Below are 18,432 nucleotides of genomic sequence, written 5' to 3' on the forward strand. Positions count from 1 at the left end.
ATCGCGACCGGTTCATCGGTCGCATCCAGGCCTTGGCACGCGCCCACGACCAACTGCTCGAAACGGATTGGCAGTCCGCCGACCTGGCCATCCTCGTTAAGACCACGCTCTTGGCCTATTACAGGGACGACGAGATCGACCGGGTCGCCGATGGTCCCCCGATGCCGCTTACCCCGAGACAAGGTCTCGGCCTTGCGCTCATCCTGCACGAGCTGGCGACAAATGCGTCAAAATATGGCGCGCTCTCGACCGATGATGGCACGCTTCGCGTGACGTGGGACGAAATGCAGGTGGACGGGCGACCCCATGTCCGCCTGTCGTGGAGGGAGAGCGATGGGCCACCCGTAACGGACGGCGCCCCCAAGGGGTTCGGGACGAAGCTGATCAAGCGCGTGTGTGCCTACGAACTTGAGGGATCGGCGGAACTTGATCTCGCACCAGAGGGTTTGACTGCCGAGATCGTGTTTCCCATCTCCAAAGGAGAGTGACCATCGCACATTATACTGATCCACAGTCGCTGGCTGGACGTCGTATGCTCATTGTCGAGGATGAAGCCATCCTTGCGATGGATCTGGAAATGATTTTCGAGGATCAAGGCTGCGAGGTGCTTGACCCTGCCTTCAGCGTGAAGCGTGCACTCGCCCTGATCGAGACGGAGCGCCCAGATGGCGCTACGCTCGACATGAACCTCAACGGCGAGTCGTCAGCCCCCGTTGCCGCTGCCCTACGCGAGCGAAACATCCCGTTCATCCTGCTCTCCGGTAATACCGGACAGGACCAGCATGATTCAGCCTTTAGAGACGCGCCCTTTGTTAAGAAGCCCGTTGAGACTGGCGAACTTCTTCGGACGCTTGCCCGCGTGTTGGAGTGACACAACACCAATTTCTGGAGGCTTTTCCGAGAGCATTCGCTGCTGCGGCCCGGAGGATGCACCTTTGGAGACCGTTCTGTTGATCGGTGCCAGCGTGGGCGGGCGGAGGCAGTCGTCCACGCACTGTGAGATCGTGTGCGCGGCGCACCGGCCGAGAAGTTGGCGCGCCCCGTGGGCAGGCACCGTCTCAACGCATGAGGCGCAACGCTGCCGCCCGCAGAACCTCGGCTGACTGGCGCAGCTCGGCGGCTTTTGTAAGAAAGTCCTGGTGTGTGCGCATCCGGCTTGCCTCTTTCGCGTCGCGCGCCATTCGCTCGGCGAGCACTGCGCGTTCCTCAACGATCCGCAGCGCGACGCGCACAGCTTCGTCCAGCGAACCTTCATGCTGATCCGCAAGAGCCTTCGCGGAGTAGGCGTGACCGACCTGGCAACGATACCGCAGCGGCGGCTCCTTCAGCTGCGACAAGGTGCCGTTGCAGGCCGGGCAGGACAGCGGCACGACATCGGCGATCTGCTCGACGGTCTCTGTCAGGCAGGGGCCGCCAAGAGCAATGTCGATTTCCAACTCAAGCGCTCGGTCAATCGCATGCTCGGGGCCCAGCGGCTGATTTACCAGCATCGTTATCAAGTCAGCAAGGTCGTTGGGCGGCGTGCAGTAATCGACTTCGGTGGATTCGAGCGCGCCAAGCGGCATGTCGGGGGCAACGGAGTCCGCAGGGTTCTGCACCACTGACACACCGCCTCGCTGCTTGATCGTGACAAGGCCCGCGGCGCCGTCGTTGAGGTTGCCCGTTAAAACCAGTCCGACCGCGCCGGACCCGTAGCTGGCGGCGACGGACCGGAACAATGCATCGACCGCAGGGCGCGCCAGGTTTTCGCGCGGGCCGCGGCCCAGCCTGATGACGCCGTCAATCACCAGCAGGTGCCTGTCGGCAGGTGCGACATAGACGCAGCCGGATTCCACTTCTTCGCCTTCCAGCGCCGTCGAGACATGCAGCGGCCCTGCGTCATCGAGGATGTCCGCAATAAGGTTGCGCCCATGTGCGCCCACATGCACGACCACGAAAATCGGCGCTGGCAGGTTTTCTGGCAGGCTTGGCATGATCTCCTTGAGGACCGACAGAGAGCCGGTAGAGCCGCCGATTGCGATTGCCCGTTGTTTCTGCATTCTATTTTTACCCCGCTGCAAAGAATGAGCATGAACGCACAGGAGGTATGTTTGTGCCCTGCCTGTGCCAAATCGGCTCCGGGTTGCCGGTTCTGCGCATACATCAAGCTTTCGCTGCACTGGTCCCGAACGACCGCTGTCGGATACAAACACCATGCCAGAACCCGCTGGTCACAAACGGTCGATATCGGTGAAAAACTCGAGCCACCAGATGTTGTGGTGACTGCCGAGTTCACGTTTTCTGCGACAGGTCCAGCTCCTGGCCATCTCAAGCCGTAGTCCTCGGATTAAACCGCGCCGGATTTGCCGGAGATGAGCCGTCCGGCGATCACAAGGACCCACTATGAACTGGGCAAGATAGGCGTGAACGTCAATCAGATGACGAAGCAGCGAACACGCATGGGTTGGGGCCACAGTCTTCGTCTGCGGGATGATCGCGGTGACCGCCCGGCTTGCCGCGCGGGCATTACGGTTGACAAAGATGGTCGATCGGCTGAACGCGCCGTGGCGCACGGACATCAGTGCGCGCACATCAGGGCGAAGGTGGCGGATCGCTTGCGGGAAAGGACCCATCCGAGATTTCGTCGACCTCGTCCCACTGCGCGGGGGCCTCGCGCATGCTCTCTGAGCCGGCAGGGCGGACGAAGTCCGCGGCCCGAGGAATGTCCTCCAGCACGCGGCGGAACTCTTCGGCCACCGCCAGTTCAACGCCCAGTCCAGCCGTCTCGACCGCGCCGGGGTCCTCTTGGCCGTCGCGCATCGTGGTCCGGTCGCGCAGGATAGCTTCAACGCGCTCCCCGATCGGTGTCTCGGCCATTTCGCGCAGGATGAGTTGAAGGATGCGGCGGTGCGCAAGCAACCGCCCTTCCGTGGTTTGATCGTCCATCAAATTCTCCTGATGCTAAATTGTCGGCTGTCCGGTGGTCGGACACACCAAAGAGGCGCGACGCCGTCTGAAACCTCTGAGTTCGTTCAGGAATGAAACCGGCGCAGGACGGCCTTGTTCCATCGATGATCGGGCAGTCAGGTCGACGTCGGCGCGCGCCCTTTTGGCGATCCAGCCGGGAGCCGGTTTCGAGAGTCGCGCGCCACGTCGTCTTGTCACGCCCCTGCGGGCGCAGCTTCGTGGGCGGTCCACTGTCATGGGCGAGTGGCTCCGACGGTGTCAGCGTCGCGCTTGGTCAGGGCGACCACCACGATCTCCAGCAGCCCGACCAGAAGGTGCGGCCACCAGATCAGGCTGGCGAACCCGAACAGCCACGGCGAAACCGCCAGCAGGATCCCGGTCACCAGATCAGCGCCCAGATGGACCTTGAGCGGGATCACCTTGGCGACGCTCAGCTCGTAGCGGGTCACCAGGCTCATGATGATGATCACCGCACCGATCAGCTGTGGCACCCATTGCGCGGCACCGCCGTTGGCGAAACCGAAGAGATAGGGCGCGACCAGAAGCAGCGCCCCGGTGACATAGTCGATGATTCCGTGGGTTCGGGTGTTAATCATTGCAGATCTCCTTGGCTGGCGGGACAGGCGCGCAGCACCGCCCGGTAGGGATATGAAGTTGTTGGTGTGGAAACGGAGTTGGGACACCGGTGTTCCCGCGCAATGTGCGGAAGCTTAAACCAAGTCAAACGAAGCGTCGCAGGCCTCATTGGGCGCAGTCCTCGAGTCTCATCTGTCGGTGCGAGACGACACCTCTGTCGGCGGGGTCTTGCCTCCGGTCGCGGACGGCGCAGACGTCACGTCCCCCGTCGCGTAGTCCTCCACGATCAGTCGCGCGCCCCTGTCGTAGGTCAGGTAACGCCAGAGCCACTGCATCGACACCAGAAAGCGGTGCTGGAATCCGACCAGAAGATAGATATGGATCACGGCCCAGGCAGCCCAGGCGAACCAGCCCTTCGCCTTCAATCGGCCCTGTTCGAAGACGGCCGCATGCCGTCCCACGATCGCGGTGTTGCCCCGGCTTTGGTAGCGGAACGCAGGCAGCGGGGCGCCTGTGGCGATATGATCCGCCAGCGCGCGGCCCAGATGGACGCCCTGTTGCTTGGCCACCTGCGCCAGCCCCGGCAAGGGCTTGTCGTCGTCGGCGGTGAACAGAGCCACGTCCCCCAGGGCAAAGATATCCTGCTGGCCCTGCACGGCCAGCGTCGCATCGACGGGGATGCGTCCGGCCCGGTCGGTATCGCCCAGATTGCGGGCCAGTGGCGACGCGGCGACGCCTGCGGCCCAGATGACCAGGCCAACCGGTTCTTCGCATCCGGCGATTCGGATCGTATCCGGCCCGATGTGTTCCACCGCTTCACCCCGGCGCACCGTGACGCCCAGCCGTTCGAGCCGTCGGTGCGCATAATCCGACATCTCTTCGGAAAAGCCCGACAGCAACCGTTGTTCCGCCTCGATCAGCGAGATCCTTGTCGCGGTGGGATCGATGTTACGGAAGTCCCGTGCCAGCGTGTATCGGCTCAGTTCCGCGATGGCGCCCGCAAGTTCCACGCCCGTCGGGCCGCCGCCGACGATGGCGATGCTCAGCAGGCGCCGACGTTCGTCGGGGTCGGTGGCCCGCTCTGCCCGCTCGAAGGTCAGCAGCAGCTGCGACCTGATGCTGCGGGCATCCTCGATGGTTTTCAGACCGGGCGCCCACTGCGCCCAGGCGTCGTTGCCGAAGTAACTGTGGGCGGCACCGCTGGCGAGGACGAGGACCCCGAAGCGCAGCCGGTGACCGCTCACCATCCGCACCTCGCGCGCGGACATGTCGATCTCGGAGACCTCGGCAAATACCACCTTGACCGACCGATAGCGACGCAAAACCTTGCGGATGGGCTCAGCGACGTCGGTTGCCGACAGGGCGGCTGTAGCGACCTGATAGAGCAGCGGCTGAAAGAGATGGTGGTTCTGCCGGTCGATCACCGTCGTGTCGATGCCGGCCTTGCCCAGGCCTTTAGCAACCTCGAGCCCGCCGAAGCCCGCTCCGATGACGACGACCTCTGACCGTGAGAACGATTGCGGTCCGGTTGCGTCCGGTCTGCGTTCTTCGGACATCATTCTCGGGCCCTTTCCCGGCTGGTCACTCTGCAATCCCAACCGGTCCGGGCGCGGCAAGTTCCCGGTCGCTGGCCGGCTGCCTTACGGAAAACCCGATGCGCAGGGCAGGGACCGGTGCTGCTACTCGGCACCCCGGGCGTGTGCAGCATGGGACATCGTCACCAGCCCCACGCCGCCGATGACCGCCCACGATCGAGCGTATCTGCGTCGCCAGAGCGCTGCGCAGCGCGATGTCGCCGGCCACCTTGCCAAGGGCCTCGTGCGCGCCCGGCGGCAGCGCGCCGTCGACGGAGACGACCAGCATCAGGACGGGCTGGCATGAGGACCTACTGCGATGCCCGGCTTAACCGCCAGCTGTTGCTAACTGGCGCCTTTCGCCTGGGCGGCGTGCGACATCGTCACCAAGCCTACGCCGCCCAGCAGATTGCCCACGATCGAAATGCCGAATATTCGCGCGATGTCGATCCACGTGATCTCTGCTTGGAACGAAACCCCGAATGACAGATGGAGCATGGTCACCACGCCATGCTCGAACGGTCCCAGCGCAAGCAGGACGCCGGTAACGTAGGCCAGCAGGATGCGGGCAGTGGAATCGCGACAGGCGATGACGAGGTATGACAGCAGCGCGACCAATGCGCCGCCGATGATCGCCCGCATGAGCGTCGCGAGACTGGATCGGTTCGCGATCTCCTCGGCCACGCGTTTCAGCGCCGCGTGCGCCCCGGGTGGAAGCGCACCGTCGACAGAGACGACGAGCACCAGAATGCCGCCGCCCACAAGGTTGAGGATCAGCGTAAGAACCCAGAGGCGGAGTATCTTTTGCGTCATACCGCCGACCTTTGATCTGAATGCAGCCGCAATCGGATCGAAGAAGTTTTCGCTGAACAGTTCTGCGCGCCCAAGGATCAGGAAGGGCAGACCGATGCCGAAGGCCAGCGCGCCCAGAAGCTTCGACAGGTCCCCGAGCGCGGGTTTCGCAAGCGCCTCCACGATTGCGAGGGCGATGATCCCGAACACGATAGTGAAGCCGGCGATGAACCCGGTCGAGAGAAGTTCCAGCAGCTTCTGGTTCAGCCGCCGTTCGCCTTCCTTGGCCGCCTTCTCGAATATCTCGCCTGGGTCGAGTGTGTCTGGCATGATCGGGAAACCGTTGGGGGTTCGGATGGTTCCAAGCTTGCACCAGCCTTCATCGGTTGGGCATCGTCCGCGTCGTGGCGCCACGTAACACGCTGATGGCGCCCTGACCAATGCTCGTGCGTCTGCGGCTCCTGAGGATCAAACCGCTTCTCTCATCTCTGACTCGAGGCCCTTCTGAAGCCTGTGGCAGGTGAATTATCTGCGCAGCTGCTCGGTCGACATCATCACGGGCTGAAACACCGCGTTCTTGCCCCCGCGTGTGACGCTGTCGTCTTTCGCTCCGACCGCGGTCGTGGCTGAATACTCTGTCGGGGCCACGCAAGGCAGGCCGCGGGTAGTTTAGGGTCGGACCAGACCTTTACATCGCGCTGCGCCAAGGACTGGCTCACGGAGCTTTCTGCCGTTCGCTGCTGGCTTTCCTCTTTGCTTCGCCTGAGACGTCCTTTGCATGGAAGGGCGAGAATGAGCGGCACCTATTGAACGGGAGCAAAGCGAAAGAAGCTTATGCAGCGGACTGCCCCTCTTTTGTGGACATTGAACAGCGGGCAGCCTGTCTGCTGTCCTGCGCCACGTTGCGGAACATTTCGCAAAACCTGTTGTTTGCTTTTTTCTACAACAGCCTCGGCGTGCGGTAACGGCGGGGGTGCTAAATCCGGCGTCTGGCCGTCTGCAGTCGCCGATGATCGCAGCGCTCGCTATCAACCTTCGTCGATGTCCATCTTTGCAACCGCGCTCCGGCTCAGGACGAAGCCAATTTGACCTATCCGGAACCGCAACCAAGGAGAAAGTCATGGGATCCAAGACCATAGGAGCTGCCCTCGGCGTTGTCGCAACACTGCTCGTCGGGATCGCCATTTGGCTGTCTGTCGCCTACAATGTCGCTGCCACCGACATGCATGCAGATGCGGTCCGATGGACACTCGATACCACCATGCATCGCTCTGTCTCAAGTCGGGCGCAAGATATCGACCTGCCAGAAAGTGTCTCTGACGGGATGCTGTCGCAGGGTGCCGAGCATTACGCCGCAAGCTGCGCGCACTGCCATGGCGGCCCAGGTGTAGAGCCTGCCACCTGGTCGCGCGGCATGCGCCCCGAGCCACCCCATTTGGTCGAGGCAGCGGCGGAGTGGGAGCCGAAGGAAATCTACTGGATCGCCGAGAATGGCATCAAGATGAGCGGAATGCCGGCCTTTGGGCCGCACCACGGGCGCGAGGAACTGCTGGCGATCACGGCATTCGTGTCGCAACTGCCCGGGCTTTCGCCCGAGGACTACACCGCGATGACGTCTGGTGGCGGACACGGCGGCACAGCCGCCCATTCGGAATAACCTGAAAATCGAGGAGCCACCCAACATGTCCTATATTCGCTTCGGACTGATGATCCTCACCTCGACGGTGGTGATGTTCATCCTGATGTATCTCAACACCTACGCCTGGGAGCACGTCTTCTTTTCGGAGACGCGCACTTACATGGCGATCCTGATGGGTGCGACCATGGCGGTGATCATGCTTGGCTACATGCTGAGCATGTATTCCAACAAGATGCTCAACATCGCCATCTTCACCGGCTCGGTGATCGTCTTTGCGCTGTCGCTCTGGCTTGTGCGCAGCCAGGTCACAGTGTCCGGGACCAGCTACATGCGCGCGATGATTCCGCACCATTCTATCGCGATCATGACGTCCGAACGCGCACAGATCCGCGATCCGCGTGTCCAGAAGCTGGCCCATGACATCATTGTGGCACAACGGCGCGAAATCGCAGAGATGCGCTACCTTATCGACGAGGTGTCCGAAGGCGACATCGTAGAGTCGATCTACCAAGACCCGCCTGCCCGCGTCGGAACGATCGAGACGGCGCTGAACAACACCCTGATCGCCACGCTGGATCCTTCAACGATGCCAGAGGCCGAAGCGGACCAGATCCTTAATTCCAGTCCCCGCTGCACGTTCAACCGCACACCAGAGGAACATCCCGTCCTGTGGACCGAACAGGACGGCGGAGCCGCGGCCATCAAGCTGAACGGCGTTCTTGTGCCGCTCGCGGCAGTGGGAGAGACCGAGACCGGCGAAATGCTCTTCGAGGCCCAAGGCACGCGTGTAACGGTCACGCCTCTCGGCGCAGACGCTGACTGGCGGTCCAACGCCGAAATGATCTTTGGACTGGAACAGGGGCTGACTGTCGGATACCGCGGTTTCTGGGCGTGTGCGTCGTAACTATGTGCGCAAATCTTGACTGATGCTCCTTGACCTTTCAGCGATGGAACGGTCGATATCCGTTAGATCAATGCGGGCGGGCGTGATCGGGCATTCCAGCAAAAGGTGCCGCGGCAGGACTGGCCTTTTCCCGGTCGAACGGCAGAAACGGGAGGCATGAGAATGTCGCGCAACGTCAACTTTCATAGCGAAGGCGAAAAACGATGCGCCGCGTCCTGATCGTGCTCGCCGTCCTCGTGGCTGCCGCGCTTGCGGCGTGGGGACTCTGGGGGCCTCCCGGTTTCGCCGCCGAGATTGATCGCGAAACCTTGGACCGATTGGTCGAGACGGCCGGGTTAGCCGGTCCGGTGGTGATTGTGGCGTTAATGATCGTCGCGGTGGTGGCGAGCCCGGTCCCAAGTGCCCCGATTGCAATGGCTTCCGGGGCGGCCTACGGGCATTTCTGGGGTTCGCTTTGGGTGATCATCGGTGCAGAGATCGGCGCGCTCATCGCGTTCGGATTGGCCCGGGGTCTGGGACAGGGCGCGATGAGGCGTTGGTTCGGCGAGCGGATCGAGCAAGGCCTGCTGGGATCTCAGAATACGCTGACGGCTCTTGTCTTCGCAAGTCGCCTGATGCCGTTCGTGTCCTTCGATCTCATCAGCTACGCGGCGGGTCTCAGCGCGCTGAAGTTCTGGAGGTTCGCCTTGGCGACCCTCGCGGGCATCGCTCCTGCCAGTTTTTTGCTCGCACATTTCGGAACGACCGCGGCAAGCGGAAATGCCAGCATATTGACTTGGTCCGCCGCACTCGGCCTCGGCGTGGTCACCGGAGCGCCGCTCGTCTGGGCCGCTTGGCGAGGCAGGAAAAGCCGCTTCCGCTGATGCTGGCGTTAAAATCGCCCCGCGGGGCACAGGTCCATGCTACAACGGCAAATCCCGTCCCCCGTCGCGGTCAAGAAAGGCTCAAAGCGGCCACCACAGACCCCTGTCCGGGGCTCCGGCGTGTCGAAACCTTCCAGACGCTGGTTCACCCCACCGAGCCAGAGGGTGTCACCATCCACGATGCATGTCTTGTCCGTCGTATTGCGCTGCTAACGTCCGCAGATGTCGAGGTTCTGAACCGGGACGACATGCGTATCGACAGTGGATGACCCATAAGCGGCACTTGCAGCAAGTAAGCTCACGGTGGCGAGGCCAATGAGCAACTGGCGTGGGCGGCCCGTGATCTCGGCCTTCACGAAACAGCAGAGATCAGGAATTCATCCTTCGTGTGCCCGTTCTCAATGGCCTCTTTCATCCAGTCAGGTTGACGGCCACGACCGGTCCACGTCTGTTCGGGGTTCTCGGGGTGACGATACATCGGCGGTGACACGGCTTTGGTTTTCTTGATTGACGCACCGGTCAGTTCCGCGAGCGTAAATCCGTGTTCACGGGCAACGGCCTCTGCGGCTGTCAGCGCCTCTTTGCGCTGTTTCTGCTCATAGCCATCGATGGCTTTGCCGACATCTTTCTGCAGCTTCTTGAGGTCATCCAGCGAGATGCTGTTCAGGTCGATGTTTGTCATTTTTTTTCTGTGTCCATTTAACGCGATACTGATCAAAAGTTCGCTTCTTTCGCCGTCATATAGGTTTCATCCGGTTTATCAATTCGATGAGCGTCCATGTGGCTGAGCATAAGGATGGTCTGCGATCCGCGGCCGAAGCGTTTTTACGGCTGATCGCGGAACATTTGCCTTCGTGAAAATGTTCGAGACACAAGATTATACCTTGAAGGCGCCGGTGACAGTTTCCGTGGCTGGCACACTTTGTCGGATGCGGCTTCCGGTTTCGACTGACAAACCCGGGCCGGTGCGAGTGGGGAGAAAGGACAGGGTCATCATGCGTGTCGCAACCGACCGACTTGCCTGTGACGCAGGGACGACCCGGCGCCATCACGACGGACAAGCCGCTCTTTATACGGTCATGGCGTCCGACAGCAGGTGTCTGCCCGGCGAGCGTGTCAAAGTCACGGTCCCGATCGCCACATCATTGCACGCGGCTCACCAGCAGGAGCACCGATGACCCGAACGACCGAGCACCTGACCGCCGCCATCGAGTCTGACGAACGACTTGACCGGCCCGCCTATGATCTGGCGAACGCCACCTCGCTGGCGCTTCAGCCGACGGGGTCCGCCGCGCAGCCGATCCAGAACGCGCTGCACGGGACATGGCTGGGCCATCCGCTCCACCCGGCGCTTGCGACGCTGCCGGTGGGTGGCTGGACGCTGGCGGTGGCGATCGATACGGCTGGGGTGCTGGGTGTCACGCGCGATCCGCGCACCACGGCGCGGGCGGCAGACATCGCGCTGAGCGCAGGTGTGGTCGGTGCGGTCGCAGCCGCCGCAACCGGCCTTGCCGACATGCGGCAGATCCACGGTCGAGACCGCCGCACCGGTCTTGTGCATGCGGCCCTGAATTCAACTGCGCTTGCCCTGAACGTAACGTCGCTTGTGTTGCGCCGCCGTGGCCGCCGCGGCGCCGGTCGTGCGTTGAGCGGCATGGGCTGGATGACGATGATGGCCGGTGCATATCTGGGCGGGCATCTCGTCTATCGCCGCCGTATTGGCGTCGATCAGGCCGATCGCTCGCCCGAACCGCGCGCCTTCACGCCGGTCCTCGCCTTCTCAGCGCTGCAGGAAGACCGCCCCCGCCGGGTCGAGGTCTGGGACGCAGCCGCCCGCGCGCATGTCGGGATCGTGCTGGTGCGCCATCGCGGACGGGTGCATGCGATGGGCTCGCGGTGTTCACACATGGGCGGTCCGCTGGACGAGGGATGGGTGCAGGATGGCGGCCTGGTCTGCCCCTGGCACGGTTCGCGCTATTGTCTTGCAAGCGGCCGTGTGCTGGATGGCCCGTCGCGGGCGCCGCAGCCGCGCTATGATGTCCGGGTGCGTCACGGGCAGATAGAGATCTGCCGCGTGCAGGAACCGGGTGACGAAGCACTTACCCCTGCGGATCTTCGAGATGCCGCGGACGACGCAGCGCAAGTGACGGCAAGGACCCTACCATCAGGCGCGCGAAAAGCAGACGTGGTGCTGTTTGAACATCACCAACTGCTGCGCCGCCTGTTCGAAAAGGTCGAGGAGATGGCACCGGACGACCCCGAGCGGCGAGACATGATGCGCCTTTTGGCCGAAGAGCTCGAGATCCATGAACATGTCGAGGATGAAATCTTTTATCCCGCCGTCCGCCCCGTCAGCGAAGACGTGCCGGTGGCCCATGCCGAGCATCAACAGCTTGCCGACATGCTGGCAGTCACCTTGCGGCTCGGCCCGTCGACGCCCGAATTCGAGACCCAGTTGCGCGCGCTGCATCAGGCGGTCGATCACCACGCAACGTCCGAAGAACAATCGATGTTCAAAGAGGCGCAGCGTTTGGGCGACGTGCGCCTGCGACAGATGGGCGCCGAAATAGAGGCGATGCTGGATCACGAACGCGAATCGCGCGCGCGAAAGGCCTTTCGCGACCTGAAGATCCGCCTACTTGAGGGCCCCCGGAGCTGAGCCGGATGCTGCTCGCGTTGCCTCGGATGCGGTATCGTCGCGAGTTCGTCTGACGACGCTTCTGGCAGATCAGCCCTGGTGGGGATCAACTTGAAGAGTCACCCGAACCGACGAGGCCCATAAGCCGGCGGCAACTGCGAACACCGCTGCGACGAGTGGCATCGCGATCGGGGCAATGTAGAAAGCGTAGTAGGCCCCCCCCGGCGAATCCCCCGCAACCAGCGGGGCTCGTTCGACGGAGGTGGTGGCACTTCGGATCTCCATTGGATGATCGACCGCCAGATCATTGCCGCAAGGATCGTGAGGGCAAGCGCAACCGCTACGCCAGGCACCTGGAGCCGGACGTGCGCGTTTCGGACCACATATGTCCGGAAAGGTCTGCTCCATTCCGCTCCCGCTTATGAATTGGAGGCCCACAAGTTCCACCACAAACCAGTGAAGCAACTGGTCTCCGGCAAACCAGGCGCGGAACACTTCGGACTGCGTCAAGGTTGTATCGTTACCTAAAGAGAGTGAGACGAAATGTTCCTCCCTTCCAAAGTCAGTGCCACCATGCCGCGTAGGCCGTATCTAAATGAGGTTTTGGACCGGCTGAAGAGCGAGCCTCGCACCTACCCACTGGGCTGCAATCTGCAGCGTGAAGGAGAGCAGCCACAAAACCTTTATTATATTCAATCGGGCTGGGCCTACGCCTATGTTATACTTGCAAATGGCCAAAGGCAAATCCTTTATCTTTATCGTCCAGGCGACATTGCAGGTTTGTCCGACGTCGGCATGGAGCGCGTAAGTTCATCTTTGGTCTGTTTGAGTGACTGTATGGTTCATGTAATTCCTATGAAAAATCTGATGTCACCAGAAATGACGCCAAGAATTGCGTTTCATTTACTGCAAAAGTCTGCGGAAATTCAATCTTGCCTCATGCGCACTCTCGCCGCTGTGGGTCGCATGACTGCACGTCAGAGAGTCGCATGGTTGATCTTAATGTTTCACGAAAAGCTACATCAAAGAAACACTGCAGCGTCGATATTTTACATTCCTTTCAATCAATCTGAATTAGGGGATCTGATTGGATTAACAAATGTATCGATCAGTAAGGTGCTTTGTGACCTCTCCAATGAAGGCTTCATTGAAAGAAATGGAACTCAGATCAACTTGCGACGAAAATCCGATCTCGAAATGATGGTCAGCTACCAGACGCTAAAAGCTTCTGCAGGCTTTATCGGGAAACCTGAAAATATCGCTGGGGAATAAATCAAAGGCTTTACCTTACGCATGGAAGCGCTGCCGGTATTCTCCTGGGGTCAGGCCCACGATCCGGTGGAAGATCTTGCGGAAGGCTCCGGCGTCGGAATAGCCTACCTCCCACGAGATGCGCTCCACCGGCAGGCGGCCGAATTGCAGAAGCTCCTGAGCCTTCGCGACGCGGAGGCGCTGCGCATATTCGGTCGTCGTGAGGCCGGTCGCCTTTTGGAAGCGGCGCAGCAAAGTGCGTTCTTCCAGCCCGGCTTGTTCTGCCAGCGTCGCAAGGCGCGCATCTCGTCCCTCGCTCGCCTGCAAGAAGTGCTGGACGCTCAGGATCGCCTTATCCCTGTGGGTCATTCGGGGTGCAAATCCACTGTAATATCGCTGCTCCCTACCCGGCGGGTCCACGAGCATCATCCGGGCGGTCTGGGCCATGACGACAGGTCCGAGGAAGCGGTCGACCAGCTTGAGGCCGAGATCGGTCCAGGACATCAACCCACCTGCCGAAATGATGTCGCCGCCGTCAATGATCAGCCGATCTGTATCCAGCGCCACGTCGGGAAACCGCTCCCGGAACTTTTCGGCGTAGATCCAGTGCGTGGTCGCCGCGCGCCCGCTCAATAGGCCCGTCTCAGCCAACAGGAAGGCGCCGCCACAGACGGAGGCCAGCACAGTCCCCTCCCCATGACGCTCTCGTAACCAGACAGCCAGTGGCCACGCGACATCTGGCGTGATGGGAGCCTCGAGTGACGGAGGCAGGATCAGGACCTGACAGGGCTCATTGTCATGGCCTGCCGCTTTGGAAGCGCCTTCAGGCGTCGGTGCCGCTATCTCGCCGGTCTGAAGGGTCTGAACCCGCAATCGCGGCGCGCCCTGATCCGATCGCTCCGCCATTTGCTTGGCGACTTGAAAGAGGTCCGCCAGCCCCATGGCCGCGGAAAGCTGCGCGCCGGGGTAGAGAACAATACCGATCCTGACCTCATCCATATGTCGATACTGCCCCGTTTTATGTCGATTGCGCCAGTGGCGAGAGATGTGTGCCCAAGCCAGATTGAGGTCAAGCATTCGAAACCCAGAAAGGTAAGAACCATGTCCAACCGTGCAATCGTCGTGATCGACCTACAGAATGAATACTGGCCGAACGGCAACCTGCCGCTCGAGAACATCGAGGGTGCCGCCGCCAATGCCGCGCGGGTCATTTCCCACGGTCGCAAGGCCGGCGACCTCATCGTGAACGTGCGCCATGAGAAGCCCGGCGCGCCGGTCTTTGTCCCGGGATCGGAGGGTGCGGAGATCAACGAAGTTGTCGCGCCCGGCGACGGCGAGCCGGTCATCACGAAGAACTTCCCGAACGCATTCCGCGACACCGGCCTCAAGGCCCTGCTTGACGAGAAGGGGATCGAGGACGTGGTAGTGGTCGGCGCCATGAGCCATATGTGCGTTGACGCGACCGTCCGGGCGGCCAATGACTTTGGCTACAAGACCGTGACCATCCACGACGCCTGCGCCACGCGGGACCTGGAGTTCAATGGCGCGACTGTCCCGGCCGCCCATGTCCATACAGCACTGATGGCGGCCTTCGCGTTCGCTTACGGCGAGGTCGTCGCCACCGACGACTTCATCAAGCGCTGAACCGGCAAGAGGAGAGATTCCAACAAAGGTCGCGACTCTGAATTCAGGGGGCGACATCATGGGAACCGAGGGTGTCCTGCGCGTTCACTTGGCGGCCCCTGAGAACCTGTTGATCGCCTCGCACACGGAAGCGATCAACCATTGCGTCCTGTCGCGCACCGAACTCCGGGCTTTCGCGGTGGAAGAGGGGGTTTTCGGAGAAGCTTTTGACGCGCGGTGACGGAGAAACCATTCTGCTCTGACCACATAGAATATCGGCGGTGGTGCGAGGCGCGCCGTCGCCGGGACCCATGGCGGATCTCCCGTGGCTGCATGAAGGAAAATTGTGCAGTTTTATCCGCACGGCCGACGACTATCTCGCAGCTTATGCCATCCGTTTAAACCGACTGTGTTCGCCCGACGGTTGTGGGACAACGAGCGGTCGAAATCGACCGATATCGGTGAATAACTCTATCATGCGCATTCGTAGCCCAATTTACGAGAATTCTGTCCTGCCGAAACATCAAACAGGGCAATATCTGGGGCAAAAAAGCTCAATGGTAGAACGCTCGTTTGCTTTCTGTGGCCAGCTTTAAGTTCGAGGGAGTTTTTCACCGATATCGACCGTTTATGGCAAGAGGTTACCCCCCCACACAGATACGCTGATCCGAGCAAGACGGTCGTCAGTCAGATGAGCCGGGTCAAGCTCGACGATCCGCACCCGAAATGCGATGCCCGCCTTGAAAGCGGGACGCAGGAAGGTTTCCGCCGCCTCATCCAGCAGCCCGATCCGAACCGGTCGCGACGCGCCAAACAATGACGGCCATCGCGACGGGCGTTGCACATAGGCGGCTACTGTATGATCAGCCTGCGGTCGTAATTCTACAGAGCTATCGGGTATGAGCCAAGTGGGCGCATGCTCCACGACAAGATCCGTTTTATAAATCAGTATCTGCATTTGGACCCGTTTCGCCGTGCCACACCAAGCGCTCGTTTAAGCCACCTTTCGTTCGAAAGCGACGGGGCTTTTCCAGCCGATCGCCCAAGCTGAATCGCCCCGAGTTTGTCGGAGACCATCAACTTAAGTTTGGCGAGTTAGTAGGTCTCGGTCACGGCGCTGTATTCGCCGCGCAGTTTGATCGACATGGTGATCGGCGCCCGACGAGGCGTCAGCGGAAGTTCGCGTTCCCATTACCCTTTTACAGGAGGAAGGCCCAAGCCTGCGCCGAACGCCGTTTCTGTCGGCAAACTGGTCCGGACCGACGGAACCACCCCGTGCGCTACTCATTCTCGATGTGTGGTCAGATGAGGATCACGCAGCCGATCCCCTGGTGCCCTTGGCCACCCGCACCGACGACCGTGACCGGACATGCAGCGCAGGTTTGACATGAGCCCGTTTCGACGGTTACTACGGCCAGCTGAGCGCTGCGCTGCTATTTGTGCAGTAAATGCTGTCAAAGAAGCGGCATTAAACCGTGACAGGTCCAGGAGGCATTTCAGTTCGACTGGAGCGAGGACTTTGCCGTTCTGGGTGGCGAGCGCACCAAGCTGCAAGTTGCCCACATCAAGCTGTCGCACAGCAGGGCCTTTCTGGTCCGGGCGTGTCTGCTGCAAACCCATGAGATGTTATTTGATGCCCATTGGCACGCGCTCCGCGTCTTCGGCGGCGTCCCGGAGCGCGGCATCTACGATAACATGCGCACCGCGGTTGACCGCGTCGGCCGCGGGAAAGAGCGACAGGTCAACATGCGCTTCCTTGCGATGGCAAACCACTACGTGTTCGAGCCAGCGTTCTGCAATCCGGCCGCAGGCTGGGAGAAGGGACAGATCGAGAAGAACGTGCAGGATGCCCGGCGCCGACTGTGGCAACCCATGCCGGACTTCCCCGATCTTGCGGCGCTGAATGACTGGCTGGAGCAGCGCTGTGTCGCGTTGTGGACTGAGATCCCGCATGCAGCGCTGCCGGGTAGCGTTGCCGACGTCTGGGCCGCAGAGCAGGCAGCGCTGATGCCATTGCCCCCCGCCTTCGATGGCTTCGTCGAACTGAGCAAGAGGGTATCACCGACCTGCCTGATCAGCTTTGAGATTGATCGCAGAGGGGCCGCAATTTAATAAGCGGACTGCGAGACGGCTGAAAACTACCTTTCGATCAGGCGACGGCTCATTTCTTTCCGAAGCGTCCGTCGATGCCACCAGGAGCGGATCTGTGTCGCACCAATCTGCGTTGGCCTCACCTTCGTTCGGCTGCCTGATTTGTGCAATTGGTAGTCTCGAAATGCACCGACGATATGCGAACTGGACGAGGTCTTTGCCACAGCGGTGATCTTGATATGGGTAACATCGGAGCAGTTGACATCTTGCAGGCTGTCCGATGCCCTCTCAAGGAGATCGCTAAAGCTTCCGATGTCGATGTAGTCACCGCTCCTGAGCGGACCTTGATTCGTAGCCTCCGAAGGTCTGTTCAGTTGTTCATCGGTCAGGTTGGCGCGGTCCGTAATGACGGCTGTGTAGGTGCCGCCACTCGTTGTCAACTCGACCAGGACATCGTGAAGATAGAGCGGCTCCAAGCCCAGATTGCTGACGAAGCAGCGTGCTTCCAACCCCGAACCGGCGCCCATATTGATGATGATGTCGGTTCGCTGCTGCCGTCTGAAGCTGACAAGAAAAATCTGAAGGTAGGCGACCCAGATCACCACCATCAGACCGTTGAGAAGCACATTCAAGAGCTCACTGTGCTGCGCTATCCATTCGAACATGCTTGAAAACCGTGGGGATTACCCGAGGGTTCCCTGAAATGCGTCGCGCACTTGTGCTACATTCGCTGGCGAACCACCGATCATAAACTGAGACGCAGGTCTTCAGAGCTATTTTGCCGGACTCTCAGCATCAGCTGTTACTTCCACCCAGAAGTAGGGTCGCGAGACATTCAGTATGCCGCCTGACTTCCTCGACACGCTGAACACCGCCCATGGTGTGCGCGAGGCCCAGGCTTCCCGCAAGAAATCGGCGCTACCAATCTGGCCCCTGAGCCGCGTGCGTGTCTGGCAGATCGTCAAACGGATCATGATTGAAGCCGGGCTCCCGGATGCACCACACTGCAACCCAAAAGGTCTGCGGCATGGTTTTGGGATCAACGCGACAGTGAACGGTGTGCCGCTCCACATGTTGCAGCGCTGGCTCGGCCACGCGCAGCTCAGCACCACGGCAATCTATGCCGATGCGGTCGGCCGCGAAGGGCAGGACATCGCAGCAAGGATGTGGGGGTAGGGGTGGACCTGACGCGGATCGATCCTCCGAGCAACGCCCGCCGGTTTTACCGGATGGAGATCGTGCCCGGTCTGTTCGGGGACTGGTCCCTGGTCCGTGAGTGGGGCCGGATCAGCCAGTCCGGTCAGGTCCGGGTTGATTGGTTCGATACGGAAGGTGCCGCGAAAGACGCGCGCTTCGCGCTGCACATGCAGAAAGCAAAGCGCGGCTACGAGTAGGGTCAGACAGGTGTCAGAATGTCTGAGGGTTTGTCCGTGATATTGAATCGCAACGGGGAGTGTCATGAACTCTGTGTATCTGGTCTGGCGCATGCGGGTTTCAGATACAGTTACGCATTGAAGCGATCTTCGAACATGATA

The 18,432-nt window shown here is 60.9% G+C and carries 19 protein-coding genes and 1 pseudogene; 11 read left to right on the forward strand and 9 right to left on the reverse strand.

Annotated elements, in window-relative coordinates; genetic code table 11:
• Window positions 1-488, forward strand: a 488-nt coding sequence (locus GZH79_RS14175; protein ID WP_211644431.1) for a sensor histidine kinase, incomplete at its 5' end; no start/stop codon positions are given.
• A complete protein-coding gene (locus GZH79_RS14180) occupies window positions 485-871 on the forward strand; it encodes a response regulator (RefSeq protein WP_211644432.1) in 387 nt (128 codons plus the stop codon). The genes GZH79_RS14175 and GZH79_RS14180, both read left to right, overlap by 4 nt.
• Before the next feature lie 187 nt (window positions 872-1,058).
• On the opposite strand, the gene GZH79_RS14185 is transcribed toward GZH79_RS14180, so the two are convergent.
• The 5 genes from GZH79_RS14185 to GZH79_RS14205 all read right to left on the reverse strand — a co-directional run bounded on the left by GZH79_RS14185 (window position 1,059) and on the right by GZH79_RS14205 (window position 6,218).
• On the reverse strand, window positions 1,059-2,039 hold the full coding sequence (locus GZH79_RS14185) for a chemotaxis protein CheB (RefSeq protein ID WP_211644433.1): 981 nt from the start codon (window positions 2,037-2,039) through the stop codon (window positions 1,059-1,061).
• Window positions 2,040-2,571: 532 nt separating this feature from the next.
• Window positions 2,572-2,925, reverse strand: coding sequence for a hypothetical protein (locus GZH79_RS14190; RefSeq protein ID WP_211644434.1), 354 nt, complete (start codon window positions 2,923-2,925; stop codon window positions 2,572-2,574).
• A 254-nt stretch (window positions 2,926-3,179) separates the two neighbouring features.
• Complete coding sequence (locus GZH79_RS14195) at window positions 3,180-3,542, reverse strand: hypothetical protein (RefSeq protein ID WP_211644435.1); 363 nt, start codon at window positions 3,540-3,542, stop codon at window positions 3,180-3,182.
• A gap of 168 nt (window positions 3,543-3,710) precedes the next feature.
• Window positions 3,711-5,081 carry an NAD(P)/FAD-dependent oxidoreductase gene (locus GZH79_RS14200; RefSeq protein WP_249219212.1) on the reverse strand — a complete coding sequence of 457 codons (1,371 nt, stop codon included), beginning with the start codon at window positions 5,079-5,081 and terminating at the stop codon, window positions 3,711-3,713.
• Between the two features lie 360 nt (window positions 5,082-5,441).
• Window positions 5,442-6,218 carry a formate/nitrite transporter family protein gene (locus GZH79_RS14205; RefSeq protein WP_211644436.1) on the reverse strand — a complete coding sequence of 259 codons (777 nt, stop codon included), beginning with the start codon at window positions 6,216-6,218 and terminating at the stop codon, window positions 5,442-5,444.
• A gap of 790 nt (window positions 6,219-7,008) precedes the next feature.
• Here GZH79_RS14205 and GZH79_RS14210 point away from each other — a divergent pair.
• The 3 genes from GZH79_RS14210 to GZH79_RS14220 all read left to right on the forward strand — a co-directional run bounded on the left by GZH79_RS14210 (window position 7,009) and on the right by GZH79_RS14220 (window position 9,294).
• Window positions 7,009-7,545 (forward strand): cytochrome c, encoded by a 537-nt coding sequence (locus tag GZH79_RS14210; RefSeq protein WP_211644437.1) that lies wholly within the window; start codon window positions 7,009-7,011, stop codon window positions 7,543-7,545.
• Window positions 7,546-7,570: 25 nt separating this feature from the next.
• Window positions 7,571-8,431: a DUF305 domain-containing protein gene (locus tag GZH79_RS14215; protein ID WP_211644438.1), complete on the forward strand. Its 861-nt coding sequence runs from the start codon at window positions 7,571-7,573 to the stop codon at window positions 8,429-8,431.
• Window positions 8,432-8,634: 203 nt separating this feature from the next.
• Window positions 8,635-9,294, forward strand: coding sequence for a TVP38/TMEM64 family protein (locus tag GZH79_RS14220; RefSeq protein ID WP_211644439.1), 660 nt, complete (start codon window positions 8,635-8,637; stop codon window positions 9,292-9,294).
• A gap of 352 nt (window positions 9,295-9,646) precedes the next feature.
• On the opposite strand, the gene GZH79_RS14225 is transcribed toward GZH79_RS14220, so the two are convergent.
• The gene (locus GZH79_RS14225; RefSeq protein WP_349291210.1) at window positions 9,647-10,012 is read right to left on the reverse strand and encodes an H-NS histone family protein; all 366 of its coding nucleotides are present in this window, start codon (window positions 10,010-10,012) and stop codon (window positions 9,647-9,649) included.
• Between the two features lie 456 nt (window positions 10,013-10,468).
• On the opposite strand from GZH79_RS14225, the gene GZH79_RS14230 reads away from it, so the two are divergent.
• Together GZH79_RS14230 and GZH79_RS14235 are read left to right on the forward strand one after the other, a co-directional pair.
• The gene (locus tag GZH79_RS14230) at window positions 10,469-11,953 is read left to right on the forward strand and encodes a DUF2231 domain-containing protein (RefSeq protein ID WP_211644440.1); all 1,485 of its coding nucleotides are present in this window, start codon (window positions 10,469-10,471) and stop codon (window positions 11,951-11,953) included.
• A gap of 522 nt (window positions 11,954-12,475) precedes the next feature.
• Entirely contained in the window at window positions 12,476-13,204 is a 729-nt protein-coding gene (locus GZH79_RS14235) for a Crp/Fnr family transcriptional regulator (protein ID WP_211644441.1), read from the forward strand.
• Window positions 13,205-13,219: 15 nt separating this feature from the next.
• On the opposite strand, the gene GZH79_RS14240 is transcribed toward GZH79_RS14235, so the two are convergent.
• Entirely contained in the window at window positions 13,220-14,260 is a 1,041-nt protein-coding gene (locus GZH79_RS14240; protein ID WP_249219213.1) for a GlxA family transcriptional regulator, read from the reverse strand.
• A gap of 24 nt (window positions 14,261-14,284) precedes the next feature.
• Between GZH79_RS14240 and GZH79_RS14245 the strand changes: the two genes are divergently transcribed.
• The gene (locus tag GZH79_RS14245; protein WP_211644442.1) at window positions 14,285-14,827 is read left to right on the forward strand and encodes a cysteine hydrolase family protein; all 543 of its coding nucleotides are present in this window, start codon (window positions 14,285-14,287) and stop codon (window positions 14,825-14,827) included.
• A gap of 607 nt (window positions 14,828-15,434) precedes the next feature.
• On the opposite strand, the gene GZH79_RS14250 is transcribed toward GZH79_RS14245, so the two are convergent.
• On the reverse strand, window positions 15,435-15,764 hold the full coding sequence (locus tag GZH79_RS14250) for a hypothetical protein (protein ID WP_211644443.1): 330 nt from the start codon (window positions 15,762-15,764) through the stop codon (window positions 15,435-15,437).
• A 530-nt stretch (window positions 15,765-16,294) separates the two neighbouring features.
• Between GZH79_RS14250 and istA the strand changes: the two are divergent.
• Window positions 16,295-16,900, forward strand: a pseudogene (istA, locus tag GZH79_RS14255) (IS21 family transposase); the annotation flags it as partial.
• Window positions 16,901-16,944: 44 nt separating this feature from the next.
• Here istA and GZH79_RS14260 read toward each other — a convergent pair.
• Window positions 16,945-17,562 carry a hypothetical protein gene (locus GZH79_RS14260; RefSeq protein WP_211644444.1) on the reverse strand — a complete coding sequence of 206 codons (618 nt, stop codon included), beginning with the start codon at window positions 17,560-17,562 and terminating at the stop codon, window positions 16,945-16,947.
• A gap of 175 nt (window positions 17,563-17,737) precedes the next feature.
• Here GZH79_RS14260 and GZH79_RS14265 point away from each other — a divergent pair, with 175 nt between their 5' ends.
• Both GZH79_RS14265 and GZH79_RS14270 read left to right on the forward strand, forming a co-directional pair.
• A complete protein-coding gene (locus GZH79_RS14265) occupies window positions 17,738-18,073 on the forward strand; it encodes a tyrosine-type recombinase/integrase (RefSeq protein WP_249219214.1) in 336 nt (111 codons plus the stop codon).
• A 2-nt stretch (window positions 18,074-18,075) separates the two neighbouring features.
• A complete protein-coding gene (locus tag GZH79_RS14270) occupies window positions 18,076-18,291 on the forward strand; it encodes a WGR domain-containing protein (protein ID WP_349291211.1) in 216 nt (71 codons plus the stop codon).
• The last annotated feature ends 141 nt before the right edge of the window (window positions 18,292-18,432 follow it).

Origin of the sequence: Loktanella sp. SALINAS62 (assembly GCF_018263905.1) — a bacterium.
Taxonomy (GTDB): domain Bacteria; phylum Pseudomonadota; class Alphaproteobacteria; order Rhodobacterales; family Rhodobacteraceae; genus Loktanella.

Excerpts from the sequence above, each read along its gene's own strand:
- GZH79_RS14185 (WP_211644433.1), bottom strand. The coding sequence starts at position 2,039 with ATGCAGAAACAACGGGCAATCGCAATCGGCGGCTCTACCGGCTCTCTG.
- GZH79_RS14190 (WP_211644434.1), bottom strand. The coding sequence starts at position 2,925 with ATGGACGATCAAACCACGGAAGGGCGGTTGCTTGCGCACCGCCGCATC.
- GZH79_RS14195 (WP_211644435.1), bottom strand. The coding sequence starts at position 3,542 with ATGATTAACACCCGAACCCACGGAATCATCGACTATGTCACCGGGGCG.
- GZH79_RS14200 (WP_249219212.1), bottom strand. The coding sequence starts at position 5,081 with ATGATGTCCGAAGAACGCAGACCGGACGCAACCGGACCGCAATCGTTC.
- GZH79_RS14205 (WP_211644436.1), bottom strand. The coding sequence starts at position 6,218 with ATGCCAGACACACTCGACCCAGGCGAGATATTCGAGAAGGCGGCCAAG.
- GZH79_RS14210 (WP_211644437.1), top strand. The coding sequence starts at position 7,009 with ATGGGATCCAAGACCATAGGAGCTGCCCTCGGCGTTGTCGCAACACTG.
- GZH79_RS14215 (WP_211644438.1), top strand. The coding sequence starts at position 7,571 with ATGTCCTATATTCGCTTCGGACTGATGATCCTCACCTCGACGGTGGTG.
- GZH79_RS14220 (WP_211644439.1), top strand. The coding sequence starts at position 8,635 with ATGCGCCGCGTCCTGATCGTGCTCGCCGTCCTCGTGGCTGCCGCGCTT.
- GZH79_RS14230 (WP_211644440.1), top strand. The coding sequence starts at position 10,469 with ATGACCCGAACGACCGAGCACCTGACCGCCGCCATCGAGTCTGACGAA.
- GZH79_RS14235 (WP_211644441.1), top strand. The coding sequence starts at position 12,476 with ATGTTCCTCCCTTCCAAAGTCAGTGCCACCATGCCGCGTAGGCCGTAT.
- GZH79_RS14240 (WP_249219213.1), bottom strand. The coding sequence starts at position 14,260 with ATGCTTGACCTCAATCTGGCTTGGGCACACATCTCTCGCCACTGGCGC.
- GZH79_RS14245 (WP_211644442.1), top strand. The coding sequence starts at position 14,285 with ATGTCCAACCGTGCAATCGTCGTGATCGACCTACAGAATGAATACTGG.
- GZH79_RS14250 (WP_211644443.1), bottom strand. The coding sequence starts at position 15,764 with ATGCAGATACTGATTTATAAAACGGATCTTGTCGTGGAGCATGCGCCC.
- GZH79_RS14260 (WP_211644444.1), bottom strand. The coding sequence starts at position 17,562 with ATGTTCGAATGGATAGCGCAGCACAGTGAGCTCTTGAATGTGCTTCTC.
- GZH79_RS14265 (WP_249219214.1), top strand. The coding sequence starts at position 17,738 with ATGCCGCCTGACTTCCTCGACACGCTGAACACCGCCCATGGTGTGCGC.